16 protein-coding genes and 1 tRNA gene are annotated in these 16,038 nt (G+C 54.6%); 9 read left to right on the forward strand and 8 right to left on the reverse strand.

What is annotated here, in order from left to right; genetic code table 11:
* Positions 1-165 precede the first annotated feature (165 nt).
* The gene (locus M2416_RS02750) at positions 166-1,338 is read left to right on the forward strand and encodes an NAD(P)-dependent alcohol dehydrogenase (protein WP_259221970.1); all 1,173 of its coding nucleotides are present in this window, start codon (positions 166-168) and stop codon (positions 1,336-1,338) included.
* 280 nt (positions 1,339-1,618) lie between these two features.
* Here the strand turns inward: M2416_RS02750 and M2416_RS02755 are convergent.
* Positions 1,619-1,706: transfer RNA gene (locus M2416_RS02755), tRNA-Ser, on the reverse strand.
* A gap of 143 nt (positions 1,707-1,849) precedes the next feature.
* Positions 1,850-3,478 carry an ABC transporter substrate-binding protein gene (locus tag M2416_RS02760; protein WP_259221971.1) on the reverse strand — a complete coding sequence of 543 codons (1,629 nt, stop codon included), beginning with the start codon at positions 3,476-3,478 and terminating at the stop codon, positions 1,850-1,852.
* 267 nt (positions 3,479-3,745) lie between these two features.
* On the opposite strand from M2416_RS02760, the gene yccA reads away from it, so the two are divergent.
* Together yccA and tusE are read left to right on the forward strand one after the other, a co-directional pair.
* The gene (yccA, locus tag M2416_RS02765; RefSeq protein WP_041144843.1) at positions 3,746-4,405 is read left to right on the forward strand and encodes an FtsH protease modulator YccA; all 660 of its coding nucleotides are present in this window, start codon (positions 3,746-3,748) and stop codon (positions 4,403-4,405) included.
* Positions 4,406-4,492: 87 nt separating this feature from the next.
* Complete coding sequence (gene tusE, locus M2416_RS02770) at positions 4,493-4,822, forward strand: sulfurtransferase TusE (protein ID WP_041144842.1); 330 nt, start codon at positions 4,493-4,495, stop codon at positions 4,820-4,822.
* On the opposite strand, the gene yccX is transcribed toward tusE, so the two are convergent.
* Genes yccX through M2416_RS02785 form a run of 3 tightly spaced genes read right to left on the reverse strand, consistent with a single transcriptional unit; the run spans position 4,819 to position 6,515 of the window.
* On the reverse strand, positions 4,819-5,100 hold the full coding sequence (gene yccX, locus M2416_RS02775; RefSeq protein ID WP_041144841.1) for an acylphosphatase: 282 nt from the start codon (positions 5,098-5,100) through the stop codon (positions 4,819-4,821). The genes tusE and yccX overlap by 4 nt on opposite strands.
* A 53-nt stretch (positions 5,101-5,153) precedes the next feature.
* On the reverse strand, positions 5,154-5,942 hold the full coding sequence (locus tag M2416_RS02780; protein ID WP_259221973.1) for a helix-turn-helix transcriptional regulator: 789 nt from the start codon (positions 5,940-5,942) through the stop codon (positions 5,154-5,156).
* An 18-nt stretch (positions 5,943-5,960) separates the two neighbouring features.
* Positions 5,961-6,515 (reverse strand): YbhB/YbcL family Raf kinase inhibitor-like protein, encoded by a 555-nt coding sequence (locus M2416_RS02785; protein WP_259221975.1) that lies wholly within the window; start codon positions 6,513-6,515, stop codon positions 5,961-5,963.
* Positions 6,516-6,733: 218 nt separating this feature from the next.
* Here M2416_RS02785 and rlmI point away from each other — a divergent pair, with 218 nt between their 5' ends.
* Positions 6,734-7,909 carry a 23S rRNA (cytosine(1962)-C(5))-methyltransferase RlmI gene (rlmI, locus tag M2416_RS02790; RefSeq protein WP_172620479.1) on the forward strand — a complete coding sequence of 392 codons (1,176 nt, stop codon included), beginning with the start codon at positions 6,734-6,736 and terminating at the stop codon, positions 7,907-7,909.
* 59 nt (positions 7,910-7,968) lie between these two features.
* On the forward strand, positions 7,969-8,286 hold the full coding sequence (gene hspQ, locus M2416_RS02795; protein WP_041144837.1) for a heat shock protein HspQ: 318 nt from the start codon (positions 7,969-7,971) through the stop codon (positions 8,284-8,286).
* Between the two features lie 33 nt (positions 8,287-8,319).
* Here hspQ and M2416_RS02800 read toward each other — a convergent pair whose 3' ends face one another.
* Entirely contained in the window at positions 8,320-8,733 is a 414-nt protein-coding gene (locus M2416_RS02800) for a CoA-binding protein (RefSeq protein ID WP_041144836.1), read from the reverse strand.
* A 154-nt stretch (positions 8,734-8,887) separates the two neighbouring features.
* Here M2416_RS02800 and mgsA point away from each other — a divergent pair, with 154 nt between their 5' ends.
* Complete coding sequence (mgsA, locus tag M2416_RS02805) at positions 8,888-9,346, forward strand: methylglyoxal synthase (RefSeq protein WP_041147568.1); 459 nt, start codon at positions 8,888-8,890, stop codon at positions 9,344-9,346.
* 28 nt (positions 9,347-9,374) lie between these two features.
* Here mgsA and helD read toward each other — a convergent pair whose 3' ends face one another.
* Positions 9,375-11,429, reverse strand: coding sequence for a DNA helicase IV (gene helD / locus M2416_RS02810; RefSeq protein ID WP_259221980.1), 2,055 nt, complete (start codon positions 11,427-11,429; stop codon positions 9,375-9,377).
* 122 nt (positions 11,430-11,551) lie between these two features.
* Here helD and M2416_RS02815 point away from each other — a divergent pair, with 122 nt between their 5' ends.
* Positions 11,552-11,998, forward strand: coding sequence for a YccF domain-containing protein (locus M2416_RS02815; protein ID WP_041144834.1), 447 nt, complete (start codon positions 11,552-11,554; stop codon positions 11,996-11,998).
* Between the two features lie 17 nt (positions 11,999-12,015).
* Positions 12,016-14,151 (forward strand): YccS family putative transporter, encoded by a 2,136-nt coding sequence (gene yccS / locus M2416_RS02820; protein WP_076945086.1) that lies wholly within the window; start codon positions 12,016-12,018, stop codon positions 14,149-14,151.
* A 13-nt stretch (positions 14,152-14,164) separates the two neighbouring features.
* Here yccS and M2416_RS02825 read toward each other — a convergent pair whose 3' ends face one another.
* On the reverse strand, positions 14,165-14,764 hold the full coding sequence (locus M2416_RS02825) for a TfoX/Sxy family DNA transformation protein (RefSeq protein WP_076945085.1): 600 nt from the start codon (positions 14,762-14,764) through the stop codon (positions 14,165-14,167).
* 464 nt (positions 14,765-15,228) lie between these two features.
* Between M2416_RS02825 and sulA the strand changes: the two genes are divergently transcribed.
* Positions 15,229-15,738, forward strand: a complete 510-nt coding sequence (sulA, locus tag M2416_RS02830; RefSeq protein ID WP_041144831.1) for an SOS-induced cell division inhibitor SulA — start codon at positions 15,229-15,231, stop codon at positions 15,736-15,738.
* Positions 15,739-16,038 lie beyond the last annotated feature (300 nt).

Consider the following 16,038-nt stretch of genomic DNA (forward strand, 5'->3'; position numbering starts at 1 on the left):
AAAATCTGGAGGATCGGGCAATAAATTCACCGTTTTTGTCTATCGATAACCAACCCCACTCGATAGGATATTTTTGACCCGTGTTTTCTGCCTGGTTTAAAAACACCAGGGCCGCGGCGGCCGCCCCTTAATTGAGACTAGACCGTCTATTGCAGGAGAAAAAATATGGCTGAAGATAACAAGTTGAGCCGCAGGGATTTTGTTGTCCGTTCCGGTGCCGTCATTGGTGCGGGCATGTTACTAAATAGTCCATTAACGGCGCTGGCGGCAAATAATCCCCATGAAAATATTAAATCCCGTGGTTATGCCGCATTTGATACCTCAGGTAAACTTGCGCCATGGTCATTCGAACGTCGTCCTCTGGGTGATAACGATATCCTTATAGAGACCAGATATGCGAGTATCTGCCACTCTGATATTCACCAAATGAAAGGACACTGGGGCGTACAGAAATATCCTCAGGTCCCGGGTCATGAAATTGTCGGCGTGGTCGCCGCCGTCGGGAAAAATGTCACCCGCTTCAAGCCCGGCGATCGTGCAGGTGTCGGATGTATGGTGAACAGCACGCTTTCCAGAAATCAACTTGAACGTCTGGAAAACATTGAACAATATGACCCTGCGACAATATTTACCTATGGCTACCCCGAGGCGGATTCCCCGAGCGGCATTTCCCAGGGGGGATATTCGACAAACATCGTCGTGCGTGACCATTTCGCCGTACATATCCCGGAAAATATCAGCTTCGAAGAAGCGGCTCCTTTGCTCTGTGCAGGAATTACGACCTATTCCCCGTTAATGCAAGCCAACATTAGCAAAGGCACGAAAGTCGGCGTTGCAGGTATCGGCGGATTGGGACACATGGCAATCAAGCTGGCGGTATCACTGGGTGCTGAAGTTTATGCCTTTACCACTTCAGCATCCAAGGTCCAGGACATTTTATCCTTCGGGGCTAAAGAAGTGATTGTGGTGGATGGACCTGAAAAAATGGCGCCATATCAGCGGAAACTGGATTATATGATTTCCACCATCCCCTATCAGTATGATGTTGCGGCCTATGTCTCTGTTGTCAAACCCTATGGAACGTTTACCCAGGTTGGAATGCCCGAGGGCTTTCAACTGACCGTAAGCGCGATCGGGCTGGCTGCATCCAGAGTTAACTTCAATGCCTCACTGATTGGGGGAATGAAAGAGACTCAGGAGGTCGTCAACTATTGTGCCGATAATAAAATCGTGCCGAAAATTCAGATAATTAAAGCTGAACAAATTAATGAGGCATGGGAAAGCGTTGTCAATAAGAAAGCACGTTATCGCTACGTGATTGATACTTCAACGATTTGATACGTAGGCCTGCTTGAGCCTGTTAATAATTCAGTGTCACTGTCACCATGTTTTAGGCGGTCGCTAAAGCGATCGCCTAAAACGGCTTATCGCCAGCCGCCTGTAGTGCTCCCTATTCTATCGCCGGAGCCTATCCGAAGATGTATCAACACAGAGCTAAAAACTCATTCTTTATCCGATGCAAGCTAGCCTGGAACGCTCCAGACTAAAGAAAAATGGCACAACAAAAACCGCATAAAACAAAAAGCCCCAAGCTAATTAATAGCTTGGGGCTTATATTTGGCGGAAGCGTAGAGATTCGAACTCTAGAACCCTTTCGGGTCGCCGGTTTTCAAGACCGGTGCCTTCAACCGCTCGGCCACGCTTCCGGTATGGGGCGCACTATAAACACCTCTGTTCAGGCTGTAAAGCACGATTTCGTTCAACTGCCTTAAAAACAAACAAAACCGTGTTATTCGTCTGAAAATCAGGCGGTTTGCGCAGAATTCCAGCGCCAACCGCCCTCCCGGCGTTAATGTTTTTTGATGTACATATCGCGGGTAAAGTAATACCCCAGCTTATCCGGCGTAAACCCGCCTACCCACGGCTTCACCAGATGCGTACGGACATAGTGGTAAACCGGGACTGCCGGGACATCTTTGCCCAACAGATCCTCTGCCTGCTGATAAAACTTGCCGCGGGTGGCTACGTCCGGCGCTTTGGCCGCATTACGCAACGCTTCATCGTACGCAGGGTTGCTGTACTGGCTGGTATTTTCACTATCGCCGGTGCGGAAGTTATTGAGGAAGGTGGCGGCATCGTCATAATCGGCAATCCACGCGTAGCGCACCGCATCAAAATTATGCGTATGCATGGTGTCGAGCATCGTTTTCCACTCCTGGTTTTGTAGCTTCGCCTCAACGCCGAGGTTTTTCTTCCACATCGAACTGGCGGCAATGGCCACGCGCTGATGCGATTCAGAAGTGTTGTAGAGCAAATTAAACACCAGCGGGTGGCTGTCATTATAACCGGCTTCGCTCAGCAGCTTTTTAGCCTCGGCAATACGCTTGTCGCGCGGCCAGCTGGCATAGTCCGGGTTATGCAGCTTTACGCCGCCAATATCAGGCTGGCTAATTAACCATGCCGGACGCTGCCCCTGCCCCAGGACCTTCTCTGCGATGATGTCTTTATCCAGCGCCATATTCAGCGCCAGCCGCACTCGCGGATCGTTAAACGGCGGCTTAGTGGTATTGAACTCGTAATAGTACGTCGCCAGCTGCGGGGAGACGTCCAGCTGATCGCCCATGGTTTTTTTCAACTGCGTGAACTGGTTGATCGGCACCGTATAAACGATGTCGATTTCTCCCGCCTTATAGCGGTTAACGTCTGCCGCCTCGGAGCTAATAGGTAAATAGGTCACTTTATTGATGACGGTGTCGGCATTATCCCAATAGCGCGGATTGCGCTCGGCCACGATGCGCTCGTTCACCACCCACTGGGACAGCTTATAGGCACCACTGGTCACCATATGCTCCGGTTTGGTCCACTTCTCGCCGAAGCGGCTGACCAGCACTTTATCAATCGGTACCAGAGACGGGTGCGCCAGCATCGGCAAGAACGCCGCGTTAGGCTGGCTTAAGGTGACTTCCAGCGTGGCGTCATCGATAGCCTTCACCCCCAGCGTATCGGGCGTTTTTTTACCCTGCGCGATATCCTGAGCATTCACAATATGCATATTTCCCGGATAGCTGGCATAGGGTGATGCCGTCGCCGGGGAAACCAGCCGCTGCCAGCTCCAGACAATATCCTGGGCGGTAATCGCGGTCCCGTCTGACCAGGTGACGCCAGGACGCAGGTGGAACGTCCAGACGGTGTTATCTTTATTCTCCCATTTTGCCGCCAGACGAGGCTGAATCTCGCCTGCCGGAGAGACGCTGACCAGCCCTTCGAAGAGATCGCTGATGATGTTGAATTCAACGTCACTTTCGACTTTATGCGGATCCAGCGATGAGGGCTCGCTGCCGTTATTTCTGACCAGCTCCTGCTTCTCTGCCAGCGCGGTGCCGGCCGGGACCTGTGCAGCGAGTGTCGGCGCCGCTGCGGCGAGTAAACCCACCACCAGTAGCGCCCGCGTGATGTCGTTATATTTTTGTAATTTCATATCCCTTGCCTTTATGGTGCTTCGTTTGTACCCTCTCCACACTTAGCCACAGAATCGCCATAACGCAATATTTTTCAGTGACCTATCAGATTCCGATCGGGTTCCTGACGCCAAACGCACAAACGCGCCGCCTTACCGTCATTTATTAGAATAATATGCTGGTTCTCTGCGCTGAGGTCTAAGTAAAGATGGGTAAAAGCACTATGGCTTCTGGCGTGGTTTTTTTATGCTTCGTTATTAATAACATCTGTCATAAGAGAGTGACTCATGGATCGTATAATTACGTCGTCGCGTGACCGTTCATCGCTGCTCAGCACGCACAAAGTTCTGCGGAACACCTATTTCCTGCTCAGCCTGACGCTGGCATTTTCTGCCATTACGGCAACGGCAAGCACGGTCCTGATGCTGCCGTCTCCCGGGCTGATTCTGACCCTGGTCGGCATGTACGGGCTGATGTTCCTGACCTATAAGCTGGCCGACAAGCCATCGGGCATCCTCGCGGCCTTCGCCTTTACCGGCTTCCTGGGCTATATCCTTGGGCCGATGCTTAACGCCTATCTGTCGGCGGGTATGGGAGATTTGATCGGCCTGGCGCTGGGCGGTACGGCACTGGTGTTCTTCTGCTGCTCGGCCTATGTGCTCACGACCCGCAAAGATATGTCTTTCCTTGGCGGAATGCTGATGGCAGGCGTAGTGGTGGTGCTGATCGGTATGGTGGCGAATATCTTCCTGCAGCTGCCGGCTCTGCATCTGGCCATCAGCGCGGTGTTTATTCTGATTTCATCCGGCGCCATCCTGTTTGAAACCAGCAACATCATCCGCGGCGGTGAAACCAACTATATCCGCGCCACCGTGAGCCTGTACGTATCGCTGTACAACATCTTTGTCAGCCTGCTCAGCATTCTGGGCTTCGCCAGCAAAGACTAATCTCTCCTACGTTCTTCTCGGGCCCTGCTTATGCGGGGCCTTTTTTTTTGCTAAACTGCCGCCAGTTTTAGCTGTGTGTGAAGAATTATGTTTATCTTTGAAGGCAATGAAATTGAGACCGATAGCGAAGGCTATCTGAAGGATACCACCCTCTGGAGCGAAGCCCTGGCGACCGCCATTGCCGAGCGGGAAGGTATTGTCCTGTCGACTGAACACTGGGAGGTCGTGCGTTTTGTCCGCGACTTTTATCTGGAGTTCAACACCTCGCCGGCCATTCGGATGCTGGTGAAGGCGATGGCAAATAAGTTCGGCGAGGAGAAAGGCAACAGCCGCTATCTCTACCGCCTGTTCCCCAAAGGCCCCGCCAAACAGGCAACGAAAATTGCCGGGCTGCCCAAACCGGTGAAATGCATCTAGTACAGAATAGAGAACTTTTGCCACTCTCTGGTGGGCTGATGGGGCTCGGTGTGCACCCGGTCGACCCGCGCGCTGCGAGGCCCGCCCTCCTTCAGCCAGCTCACCAGCGCCGCTACCTGCTCCGCCTCGCCGCAGGCCAAAACCTCGACGCTGCCGTCGTCCAGATTGCGCGCGTAGCCCGTCAGCCCCAGGCGTAACGCCTCCCGCTGCGTCGTGTAGCGAAAGCCAACCCCCTGAACTGAACCATATACCCATGCCATCGTGCAGAGTGTCGCCATGATTGCTCTCCTTTTATTGCCAATAACTCTACGCTGAGAATAGCAAATTCTGGCTAGCGTACGTGCTTCGGCAACAGGCCATAGTGCTGGCGAAAGCGCGCCGTGAAGCGCGAGCCGGACTGATAGCCGCTGTTGAGGGCGATTTCACCTATCGGTAACGAGGTCGATTGTAGCTGGCCGAGGGCATAGGCCATACGCACCTCCTCAACAATCTGGCGAAAACTTTGATCTTCCTGCTGCAGGCGACGGCGCAGCGTCGATTCCCCAAGAAACAGCATCTTCGCCACCCGCGGGACGCTCCAGGCCTGCGCGGGCGACAGCATGATAATTTGCCGCACCTGACCGCTCAGGTTCTGCTGGCGCTCATTGAGCAGCGGCCCGGCGTAGCCCGCCTGATGCAGCGCCAGCAGCAGCCCCATAGCCTGATGATGCTGCAGCTCTGCCGACAGCCCGCTGCGCACCGCCTGCAGGACGTTTTGCCACATAAACAGCAGGTCCGGGGTCGCCGGTGCGCACAGGGAGGTGAGCCGTCCGGGCTGCGGCTCGCTCATATAGCGGGCTTTAAAATCCACCAGCAGGTCCGGCGTCAGAGAGAGCAGATCGGAGCAAAACAGTCCGTTATCAGGCTGATTTATCACCTCGAGCTCAAGATCGGCAGGCAGAATAATCAGCTGCTGCGGCGTCGCCAGCATCTGGCTAACGCCCTGAACGATAATTTTGCTACCGCGATTGACCCGGCACAGCGCGGGGGTAAATAGGGTCACGCGATGCAGTTTATACAGGCGCCTGGAGGTAATTTCCGCCGCGCTTAAGGCGTTATGGCGAAAGTTTATGTTCTGCATCTGGCCATCCTTACGGGGTTAGCGCCCTGCCCTTGCCGTCAGCTGCGCGCTGGCGATAGCGTGGCTATGCAACATAAATCCCACCAGCGCACCGCTGGCCTGGGCATCGATGGGTAATGTCGGCGTATCAAGCGCCCACACGGTAAAGTGGTAGCGGTGAGGCTTATCGCCAGCGGGCGGACAGGCGCCGCCAAATCCGGCATAGCCAAAATCATTGCGCCCCTGAACCGCTCCGTCCGGCAGTTTAGCGCTGTTTTTATCTCCGGCGCCAGCGGCTAAGCTCGTCACGCTGCTGCTGATATTCACCACCGTCCAGTGCCACCAGCCGCTGCCGGTTGGTGCATCCGGATCGTAGGCGGTGACGGCAAAGCTGCGGGTCCCCGACGGCGCGTTTTGCCAGGCCAGCTGCGGGGAGACGTTGCCGCCGGTGCAGCCAAAACCGCTGAACCAATGTATCTGAGCGAGGCTGCCTTCATCACGCATATCGCCGCTGGTGACCTGAAACTGCGCCGCTGCCGCGCTGCCGCTTATCGCTAACATCAAAACCGCTGCTAAGCCGGATCCTGTTTTCATTGTATTTTCCTCCATTGGGTTGAGGAAAACACTGTAAGATCCGCAGGTGATTTTTATTGTGCCAAAGTGCCTGTGTTTTGTGCCGAAACGCTCACCTGCCTGCACTGCGGGCATGGTGCTTGCGGCGGCCACATGTGCTAACCTACGCGCCATTTTTCGGTGCCGACATTCCCGTTGCTAAAGGTAGCCCCATGACAGATTCCATTTTCCCCCGCTTAGTGTTGACCAAAGGACGCGAGAAATCCCTGCTGCGTCGCCATCCCTGGATTTTCTCCGGCGCCGTCGCCCGTATGGAAGGTAAAGCCCGTTCCGGCGAAACTATCGATATCGTTGATTCGCAGGGGAAATGGCTTGCTCGCGGCGCGTTCTCTCCCTCGTCGCAGATCCGCGCTCGCGTCTGGAGTTTTGACCGCAGCGAGGAGATCGATATTGCCTTTTTTGAACGCCGTCTGCAGCAGGCGCAAACCTGGCGCGAATGGCTGGCGGAGCGCGATGGCCTCGACAGCTATCGTCTGATTGCCGGCGAGTCTGACGGGCTTCCGGGCGTGACTATCGACCGCTTCGGCAATTTTTTCGTTCTGCAGCTGCTTAGCGCTGGCGCAGAATATCAGCGTGCCTCTATCGTTAGCGCGCTACAAACGCTGTTCCCGACCTGTTCCATCTACGATCGCAGCGATGTCGCGGTACGTAAAAAAGAGGGTTTGGATCTGGCACAGGGCCTGGTTACCGGCGAAATGCCGCCTGCGCTGCTGCCCATCACCGAGCACGGAATGCAGCTGCTGGTTGATATTCAGGGCGGCCACAAAACCGGCTACTATCTCGATCAGCGCGATAGCCGCCTGGCGACCCGCCGCTATGTTGCCGACAAACGCGTCCTCAACTGCTTCTCCTATACCGGCGGTTTTGCCGTTTCTGCCCTGATGGGCGGCTGCAGCCAGGTCATCAGCGTGGACACCTCTCAGGAAGCGCTGGACGTGGCGAAGCAGAATATCGAGCTGAACCAGCTCGATCTCTCCAAGGCTGAATTTGTCCGCGATGACGTCTTTAAGCTGCTGCGTAAGTATCGTGACCAGAATGAAAAATTTGACGTGATCGTGATGGATCCGCCGAAGTTTGTTGAGAACAAAAGCCAGCTGATGGGCGCCTGCCGCGGCTATAAAGATATCAACATGCTGGCTATCCAGCTGCTCAATCCCGGCGGGATCCTCCTGACCTTCTCCTGCTCGGGTCTGATGGCTACCGATTTATTTCAGAAAATCATCGCCGATGCCGCAATTGACGCCGGACGTGATGTACAATTTATAGAACAGTTCCGCCAGGCTGCCGACCATCCCGTGATCGCAACCTACCCGGAAGGTTTGTATCTGAAAGGGTTTGCCTGCCGCATCATGTAACTTGAAAAGCGCAACGTTGCCCGCATATAGCAGGTAATAACGTTTCCCAGGAGGTGCCTATGATTGCCAGCAAATTCGGTATCGGCCAGCAGGTTCGCCATACTCTGTTAGGCTTCCTCGGCGTGGTCGTTGATATCGATCCAGAATATTCGCTTGCAGAGCCGGCGGAGGACGAAATTGCGGCTAACGACGAGCTGCGGGCATTGCCCTGGTATCATGTGGTGATGGAAGATGAGGATGGTCAGCCCGTTCATACCTATCTTGCCGAAGCTCAGCTCAGCAGCGAGCCCAGCGATGAGCATCCGGAGCAGCCGTCAATGGACGAATTGGCAAGGACCATTCGCCAGCAGCTTCAGGCGCCTCGACTGCGCAACTAGCAGAAAAAACCCCGCAACGGCGGGGTTTTTTATTTACTTCGCCAGACCTAATCTCGGGATTTCAATCGCCGGACAGCGGTCCATCACTACGGTTAGCCCTGCCTCTCGCGCCAGAACAGCCGCCTGCTCGTTAATCACGCCTAGCTGCAGCCACAGCGTTTTCGCACCGATGGCAATGGCCTCCTGAGCGACGCCCAGCGCCGCATCGGAGTTGCGAAAGACGTCGACCATATCCACTTTTTCCGCAACATCTGCCAGCGTTGCGTAGCCCTGTTGCCCCATGAGCGTTTTACCCGCCACCTTCGGTGAAACCGGGATCACGTGGTACCCCTGCTCCAGCAGATATTTCATCACCCGGTAGCTTGGGCGGTCCGGTTTGTCACTGGCTCCCACCAGCGCAATCGTCCGTGTTGAGGTCAGAATGCCTGCGATATCGTTCTCTTTCATTTTATCCTCCCGCTATTTAGCCCAAGTGTAAGCTAATCCAGGCTAACCGGCCATCCACTCTGACTAGCGGCTACGTCAAAATTTTTCACCCTGATGCTTGCAGCAGCAGTCACTTCCAGTAATCTGTCTGCAGGCTAAAATGTGGAATGAAATTATGGAACTGACGACACGTACGCTACCCGCGCGCAAACATATCGCTCTGGTTGCTCACGATCACTGTAAAGATATGCTGATGAAGTGGGTTGCTCGCCACCAGGCGCTGCTGGCTCAACACGAACTCTACGCAACAGGTACTACCGGAAACCTTATCTCCAGGGCAACCGGGCTTGAAGTGAACGCGATGCTGAGCGGCCCGATGGGCGGCGACCAGCAGGTCGGTGCGCTGATTGCAGAGGGGAAAATTGATGTGCTGATTTTCTTCTGGGATCCGCTAAACGCCGTGCCTCATGACCCGGACGTTAAGGCGCTGCTGCGTCTGGCGACGGTATGGAATATTCCCGTTGCGACCAATGCCTCAACCGCCGACTTTATTATCCTGTCGCCGCACTTTGGCGAGCCTCTCGATATTCTGATCCCGGATTATCAGCGTTACCTGGCGGAACGCCTTAAGTAGCCCCTGCTGGCGGCCAGGCCGCCAGCCGTTAAGGTTTTCTTGCTACCGGTACATCCAGCGCTTCCAGCATCTCCACAAACGCAGACGGCCGCTCTTTGTTGAACAGCAGCCAAACGCGAAGACGTGCACGAGTGATGGCAACGTACAGCAAGCGCCGCTCTTCTGCATCGGGAAAATCCTCCGGCTGCGGCAGCAGCGCCTCTTCCATGATCGACTCCCGCGCCGGAGCCGGGAACGCATCATCACCATCCTGAAGCCCAAGGACAATCACGTAATCTGCCTGCTGCCCTTTGCTGGCATGAATCGTCATAAAATCGAGCTGCAGATTCGGCCATCGCGTAGCGGCCTTCTCCAGCGCGGCGGGTTTCAGATGATGGTAGCGCGCCAATAGCAGGATCCGCTGGTCTGGTTTCACGTAGCCGCTCAGCTTATCGAGCAAATCATCAAGCTTATCGTCCGCCAGCAGCGTAACGGCTTTTTTATCCCCGGCGGTCAGGCTGTTGAGCGGCTTGCTTAACTGGTGCGGGTTCTGTTGAATAAAACCGTTCGCCACTTCACCAATGCGACCATTAAAGCGGTACGTCGTATCCAGCGCGCAGCAGTCCCCTTCGCCAAAGTAGTGATTGAAAGCGGTAGTCAGCGAAAGCTGGGCACCGCTGAAGCGATAGATTGCCTGCCAGTCGTCGCCAACCGCAAATAGCGTGGTCTGGGTATTCTGCCGGCGCAGCGCGGCCAGCAGTGAGGCCCGCTGCGGTGAAATATCCTGAAATTCATCGACCAGAATATGCTTCCACGGGCTGACAAAGCGGCCTTTATCAAGAATATTGATGGCCTGATGGATCAGGCCGGAGAAATCGACCGCACTTTCCTCTTTCAGCGCCGTTTTCCACGCTTTCAACAGCGGCGCCATTAATTTTACGCGCTTAGTAAAAAGCTCGCGTATCTCCTCCGGCGCGCCGGCGATCATCTCCGCCTGTGAACCGCCGTGCATACGCATCAGGCTGACCCAGCGATCGAGGCGGCTCGCCATTCGCCGCTCTATTTTTTTGTCCTGCCAGAAATCGGTTTCCGGAACCTGCCAGCCCATCTCTTCTTCCAGCCACTGTCGCCAACCTTTGGCGTGAGCTTTTTTCTCGCGGCACTGCTGCTGCCAGTTTTTCAGCAGCAGCGCCTGGCGCGCCGGACTATCGCTCTCAAGCCGACTAATAGACGGTACTTTTTTACTGCCCTGCTGGATGATATGCAGAGCCAGGGAGTGAAATGTCCGCGCCGAAATATCTTCGGAGCCCAACCGCTCGCGGATGCGCTCATCCATCTCCTGCGCCGCCTGACGACCAAACGCCAGCAGCAGGATCTGCTCCGCCGCCGCTTCACCTCTGGTCAGCAGCCATCCGGCACGGGCAACCAGCACCGAGGTCTTGCCGCTGCCGGCGCCGGCAAGAACCAGCAGAGAGCGCTCGCCGTTAACTACCGCTCGCGCCTGCGCCGGGTTAAGCGGTGACGACTCCACGCCCGCAAAAAATGCGCCGTACTGCTCAAGCATCGAGGCCGTGAAAGCCTGATTGTGGGCCAGCCGGGCCACCTCGGTATCACCCAGCCAGCTCTGACATTGACGCCACAGCTCGCGGCAGTTGTCGAAAGCGTCAAGCCGGCTGGTCGGTATCGGCAGTCCGGTGAGCGCCCGCCGAATTTTCCCCTGCACCTCGCTGACCTGCTGACGGGTCAGCCACTTGCCTTCTGCGCTGGAGCGGGCGATCTCAGCCAGCTGCTGGCTCAGCACGTCGGCGGCAATGGCGCTCATGTCCGCGCTCCACTGCTGCCAGAGCGTATTCAGATGATGAAAGAAACGCTGGGTTTCATTCCATTCGGTACCATGCAAACGCACAACCTTGCCATCCGGCAGCACGAACTCAAGCTCGCCCCAGACCAGCCCACGCCGACAATGAACTGACAATAACTGATTGAAAGGTATAAGATACTCGTGGCTATCGCCGGAAACTTTTACCCCGGCGTTAAGCAGCTGCACCCGATCATAGGGATGCTGCGCCATGCGTTTGCCCAATGTTGTCGCTTTAAGTTCCATATCATGCCGAATTTCAATCAGGTTGGATGTTTTTAAGTTTAACCGCCAGTGACCGGGTGCTCCAGCGTAAAAAACGTTACAATGGCCGGGTCTTATTATCCACAGGAGTGAACGGAGGGTTTATGCGTACCATTCTGAATATTTTGAACTTTATCCTCGGCGGTTTCGCCACTACGCTGGGCTGGCTGCTGGCGACGCTGGTCAGCATCATTCTGATCTTCACGCTGCCGCTGACCCGCTCATGCTGGGAAATTACCCGACTCTCTCTTTTACCCTATGGGAATGAAGCCATTCACGTCGATGAGCTCGAGCCGCAGGGCAAGAATAGCCTGCTGAATGCAGGCGGTACCGTGCTGAATATTTTATGGTTTATTTTCTTCGGCTGGTGGCTGTGCCTGATGCATATCTTTAGCGGTATCGCCCAGTGCCTGACCATTATCGGTATCCCGGTGGGCATCGCTAACTTTAAAATTGCCGCTATTGCGCTGTGGCCCGTGGGACGCCGGGTTGTTTCCGTCGAAACCGCCCGCGCCGCGCGTGAAGCGAATGCGCGCCGTCGCTTCCAGTAATCGGACGGAATACTGACATGCTTAGCCCCCTGCTACGCCGTTATACATGGAACAGCGCCTGGCTCTATAACGCCAGGATTTTCATCGCACTTTGCGGCACAACCGCCGTTCCATGGTGGCTTGGCGAAGTAAAACTAACGATTCCATTAACGCTCGGAGTCGTTGCCGCCGCGTTAACCGATCTCGATGACCGCCTGACCGGGCGGTTGCGCAATCTGGCCATCACCCTGGTGTGCTTTTTTATCGCATCGGCTTCGGTGGAGCTGCTCTTTCCCTGGCCGTGGCTATTTGCTATCGGTTTAACCCTCTCGACCACCGGGTTTATTTTGCTCGGCGGTCTGGGGCAGCGTTACGCCACGATTGCCTTCGGCGCTCTGCTGATCGCTATCTACACCATGCTGGGGGTCACGCTCTACGATCGCTGGTATCTACAGCCGTTATTTTTGCTGACCGGCGCCGTTTGGTACAACCTGCTGACGCTGGCCGGACATATAATTTTCCCGATTCGCCCGCTTCAGGACAACCTTGCGCGCAGCTATGAGCTCTTGGCGCGCTATCTGGATCTCAAATCACGCATGTTTGACCCGGATATTGAAGACGAAAGCCAGGCGCCACTCTACGATCTCGCTATCGCTAATGGCCAGCTGGTTACGACGCTTAACCAGACAAAAACCTCGCTGCTCACCCGCCTGCGCGGCGACCGCGGGCAGCGAGGTACCCGACGGACGCTGCAGTATTACTTCGTTGCCCAGGATATCCACGAACGCGCCAGCTCGTCGCATATCCAGTACCAAACGCTCCGCGACCGTTTTCGCTACAGCGACATCATGTTCCGCTTTCAGCGCATGCTATCGATGCAGGCTCAGGCGTGTCAGAAGTTATCCCGCGCTATTTTGCTGCGCGAACCCTACCAGCACGATGCGCATTTCGAGCGCGCATTTATGCATCTTGACGCCGCACTCGACCGCGTACGGGCCAGCGGAGAGCCGTTAGAGCAGGTCAAAGCGCTGGGCTTCCTGCTGAACAACCTGAGAGCAATTGATGCTCAGCTGGCAACCATCGAGTCCGCTCAGGTTGCCGCACCCGCGCACGGGACGACGGAAAATTTACTCGCAGAGGACCGTCTTAGCGGATTCAGCGATATCTGGCTACGCTTACGCCGCAATCTGTCACCGGAATCGGCCCTCTTCCGCCACGCGGTGAGAATGTCGCTGGTACTGTGCGCAGGCTATGCGTTTATCCAGCTAACCGGGCTTAATCACGGCTACTGGATACTGCTTACCAGCCTGTTTGTTTGTCAGCCAAACTATAACGCCACCCGTCACCGCCTGGCCCTGAGGATTATTGGCACCCTGGTAGGGGTGGCCATCGGTCTACCGATACTGCTGCTGGTACCCTCGGTCGAAGGCCAGCTGCTGCTGATAGTCCTTACCGGCGTCCTGTTCTTTGCCTTTCGCAATGTACAATATGCCCACGCCACAATGTTTATTACCCTACTGGTTCTGCTCTGCTTTAACCTGCTGGGGGAAGGTTTTGAAGTCGCTCTGCCGCGCATCTTCGATACCCTCATCGGCTGTGCGATTGCCTGGGCTGCGGTCAGCTTTATTTGGCCGGACTGGAAATTCCGTAACCTGCCGCGGGTTCTGGATCAGGCCATAAACGCCAACTGCCGATACCTCGACGCCATTCTTGAACAGTATCACCAGGGGCGCGATAACCGCCTGGCGTATCGGGTTGCGCGACGGGATGCCCATAGCCGGGACGGTGAGCTGGCTTCAGTGGTATCGAATTTATCAACGGAGCCCCGGGCTAATGCCGATATTCGTGAAACGGCCTTCCGCTTGCTCTGCCTGAATCATACCTTTACCAGCTACATTTCAGCGCTGGGGGCGCATCGGGAGAAGCTGACTACGCCGGAGACGTTGGCGCTGCTGGACGACGCAGTCTGCTACGTAGATGATGCACTCCATCATTCCCCGGCCGACGAACTGCGGGTCCAGCAGGCTCTCACCCGCCTGCAGACCCGGATCCAACACCTCGAACCTCGCGCCGATAGCAAAGAGCCGCTGGTGCTCCAACAAATCGGTCTGTTGTTAGCACTATTACCTGAAATCTGCCGCCTGCAGCAGCAGGTGGCAGTTCGGCCAGAGTAAATAGCGGCCAGCCTTACCGCTGGTTAAGCGCCCACTCCTGCAGCTCCTGACGCCGTGCCGTCGGGAGCGCAGCGGCGTGAACGCCGGTAATTGCCCCTTCCAGTGAATAGAGAATATTCAGCGTGACGGCCTTATTCGACTCTCGCAGCTTTAGCCACGCACGCTGTGCACCAATATGACGCAGCGCCTGCTGATCTATTACCCCCGAGTTAATTAATAGTAACTCCATATGAAAACTAATATTTGGCAGATCTTTCAACCTGCCGGAATAACGCTGCTGGTTCTTTTCTTTTTGCGCCGCCTGTAATGAAAGCGACGATAGGTTAAAAAGCATTTTACTGTCACACCAAAGCGTTTCATTTATCTGATAATATTTAAGCAAAATTGGCCGCCCGTTTTTTCGCATTTTTAAAAGCGGATTTTCATGAGCAACGCAATATGCGGCGCCCTGCTCACAAATCTTAAGATAGATCTCCCCCTCTGCAACCATCGCAAATACGGTGTCGTCTATTGCCAGGCTATAGCCACCAAACAAAGGACGGCAGATTATTTTTCCTAATGGCGACAAGCACTTCTGAAATTTATGAAACCGTAGGGATGATATTTTTTTCATGATTATTCCTTGGTTAATCATGCGAATACTGAGTCATTTAGTTAACGGATCCGTTAGTTCAGAAAATAAGTGAGTTCTTTTATTGCAGCAAGGTGATTTTAACGTTCGGCTCAATCAACTCGCCATTTTGCGAGGTGCTTTCAAGAAATTACGCCTGCGCGAAGCCTGATGTATTAAAGATAAAATATAAACGGAGCATTAATTAATAGTCGCACAAATAGTTTGTGCTCAGTGAGAGCAGCGCTAAACCTGGAGCATCGTAAAAATGTGCGACCAGGCTCGCAGGACTTGCTGTTTATTGCGCAAAAATTTATGCCACGGCTTTAGCCTGGCGAGAGCAGGTCGCGGTGGGCATGGCCGACAACGTCGAACAAATTTCGAGCGACAACACGATAAATGAGGTTGATCTTTTCGCTGCTCGGATATACTGTATATGCATACAGTAACCACAGCGGAAATAGACAATGCTTACTTCAGCTTACGCAAATCGTTCATCACTGACTTCTGCTTCAGTACGTCGCCACTCCCATGACGCCGTCGAACAACCAGCCAGCGGGCTGATTAGTGAGATTGTTTACCGTGAAGACCAGCCGATGATGACGCAGCTGCTGCTACTTCCTTTATTACAGCAGCTGGGCCAGCAATCCCGCTGGCAGCTCTGGCTTACGCCAAAGCAGAAGCTGAGCCGCGAGTGGGTGCAATCCTCCGGCCTGCCGCTGTCGAAAGTCATGCAGATAAACCAGCTCTCCCCTTACAACACGGTAGAGTCGATGATTCGCGCCCTGCGCACAGGTAACTATAGCGTGGTAATCGGCTGGCTGGCGGATGAGCTGACGGCCGAAGAACATGAACGGCTGGTTAGTGCCGCGGAAGAAGGTCATGCGATGGGGTTCATCATGAGGCCTGTAGGAAATACGAGCCAGCATGGGAGACAACTGAGCGGGCTAAAAATTCACTCTAATTTGTATCATTAAGGCAAATTAGGATTAATCCTGGAATTTTTTTTGCGCAGTCCAAAGGCATACTTTTATAAGGGTTGTTTTTGTGCGGATGCCTGTCTGATGCGGTCTCGCAGGTTTCTCCGGTGAACGAAAACCAACCATATTTGTTAAATATTGTGTATACAACCCTTTTTTTTCATATGCCTGACGGAGTTCACACTTGTAAGTTTCGAACTAAGTTGTAGACTTTACATCGCCAGGGGTGATCGGCTTACGCTGCATGTATCAGCATAGTTAACAACAAGTCACGCCCCGGGTGAAGGATCTAACCGT

It is taken from the genome of Klebsiella sp. BIGb0132 (assembly GCF_024810075.1).
Taxonomy (GTDB): Bacteria; Pseudomonadota; Gammaproteobacteria; order Enterobacterales; family Enterobacteriaceae; genus Klebsiella; species Klebsiella terrigena.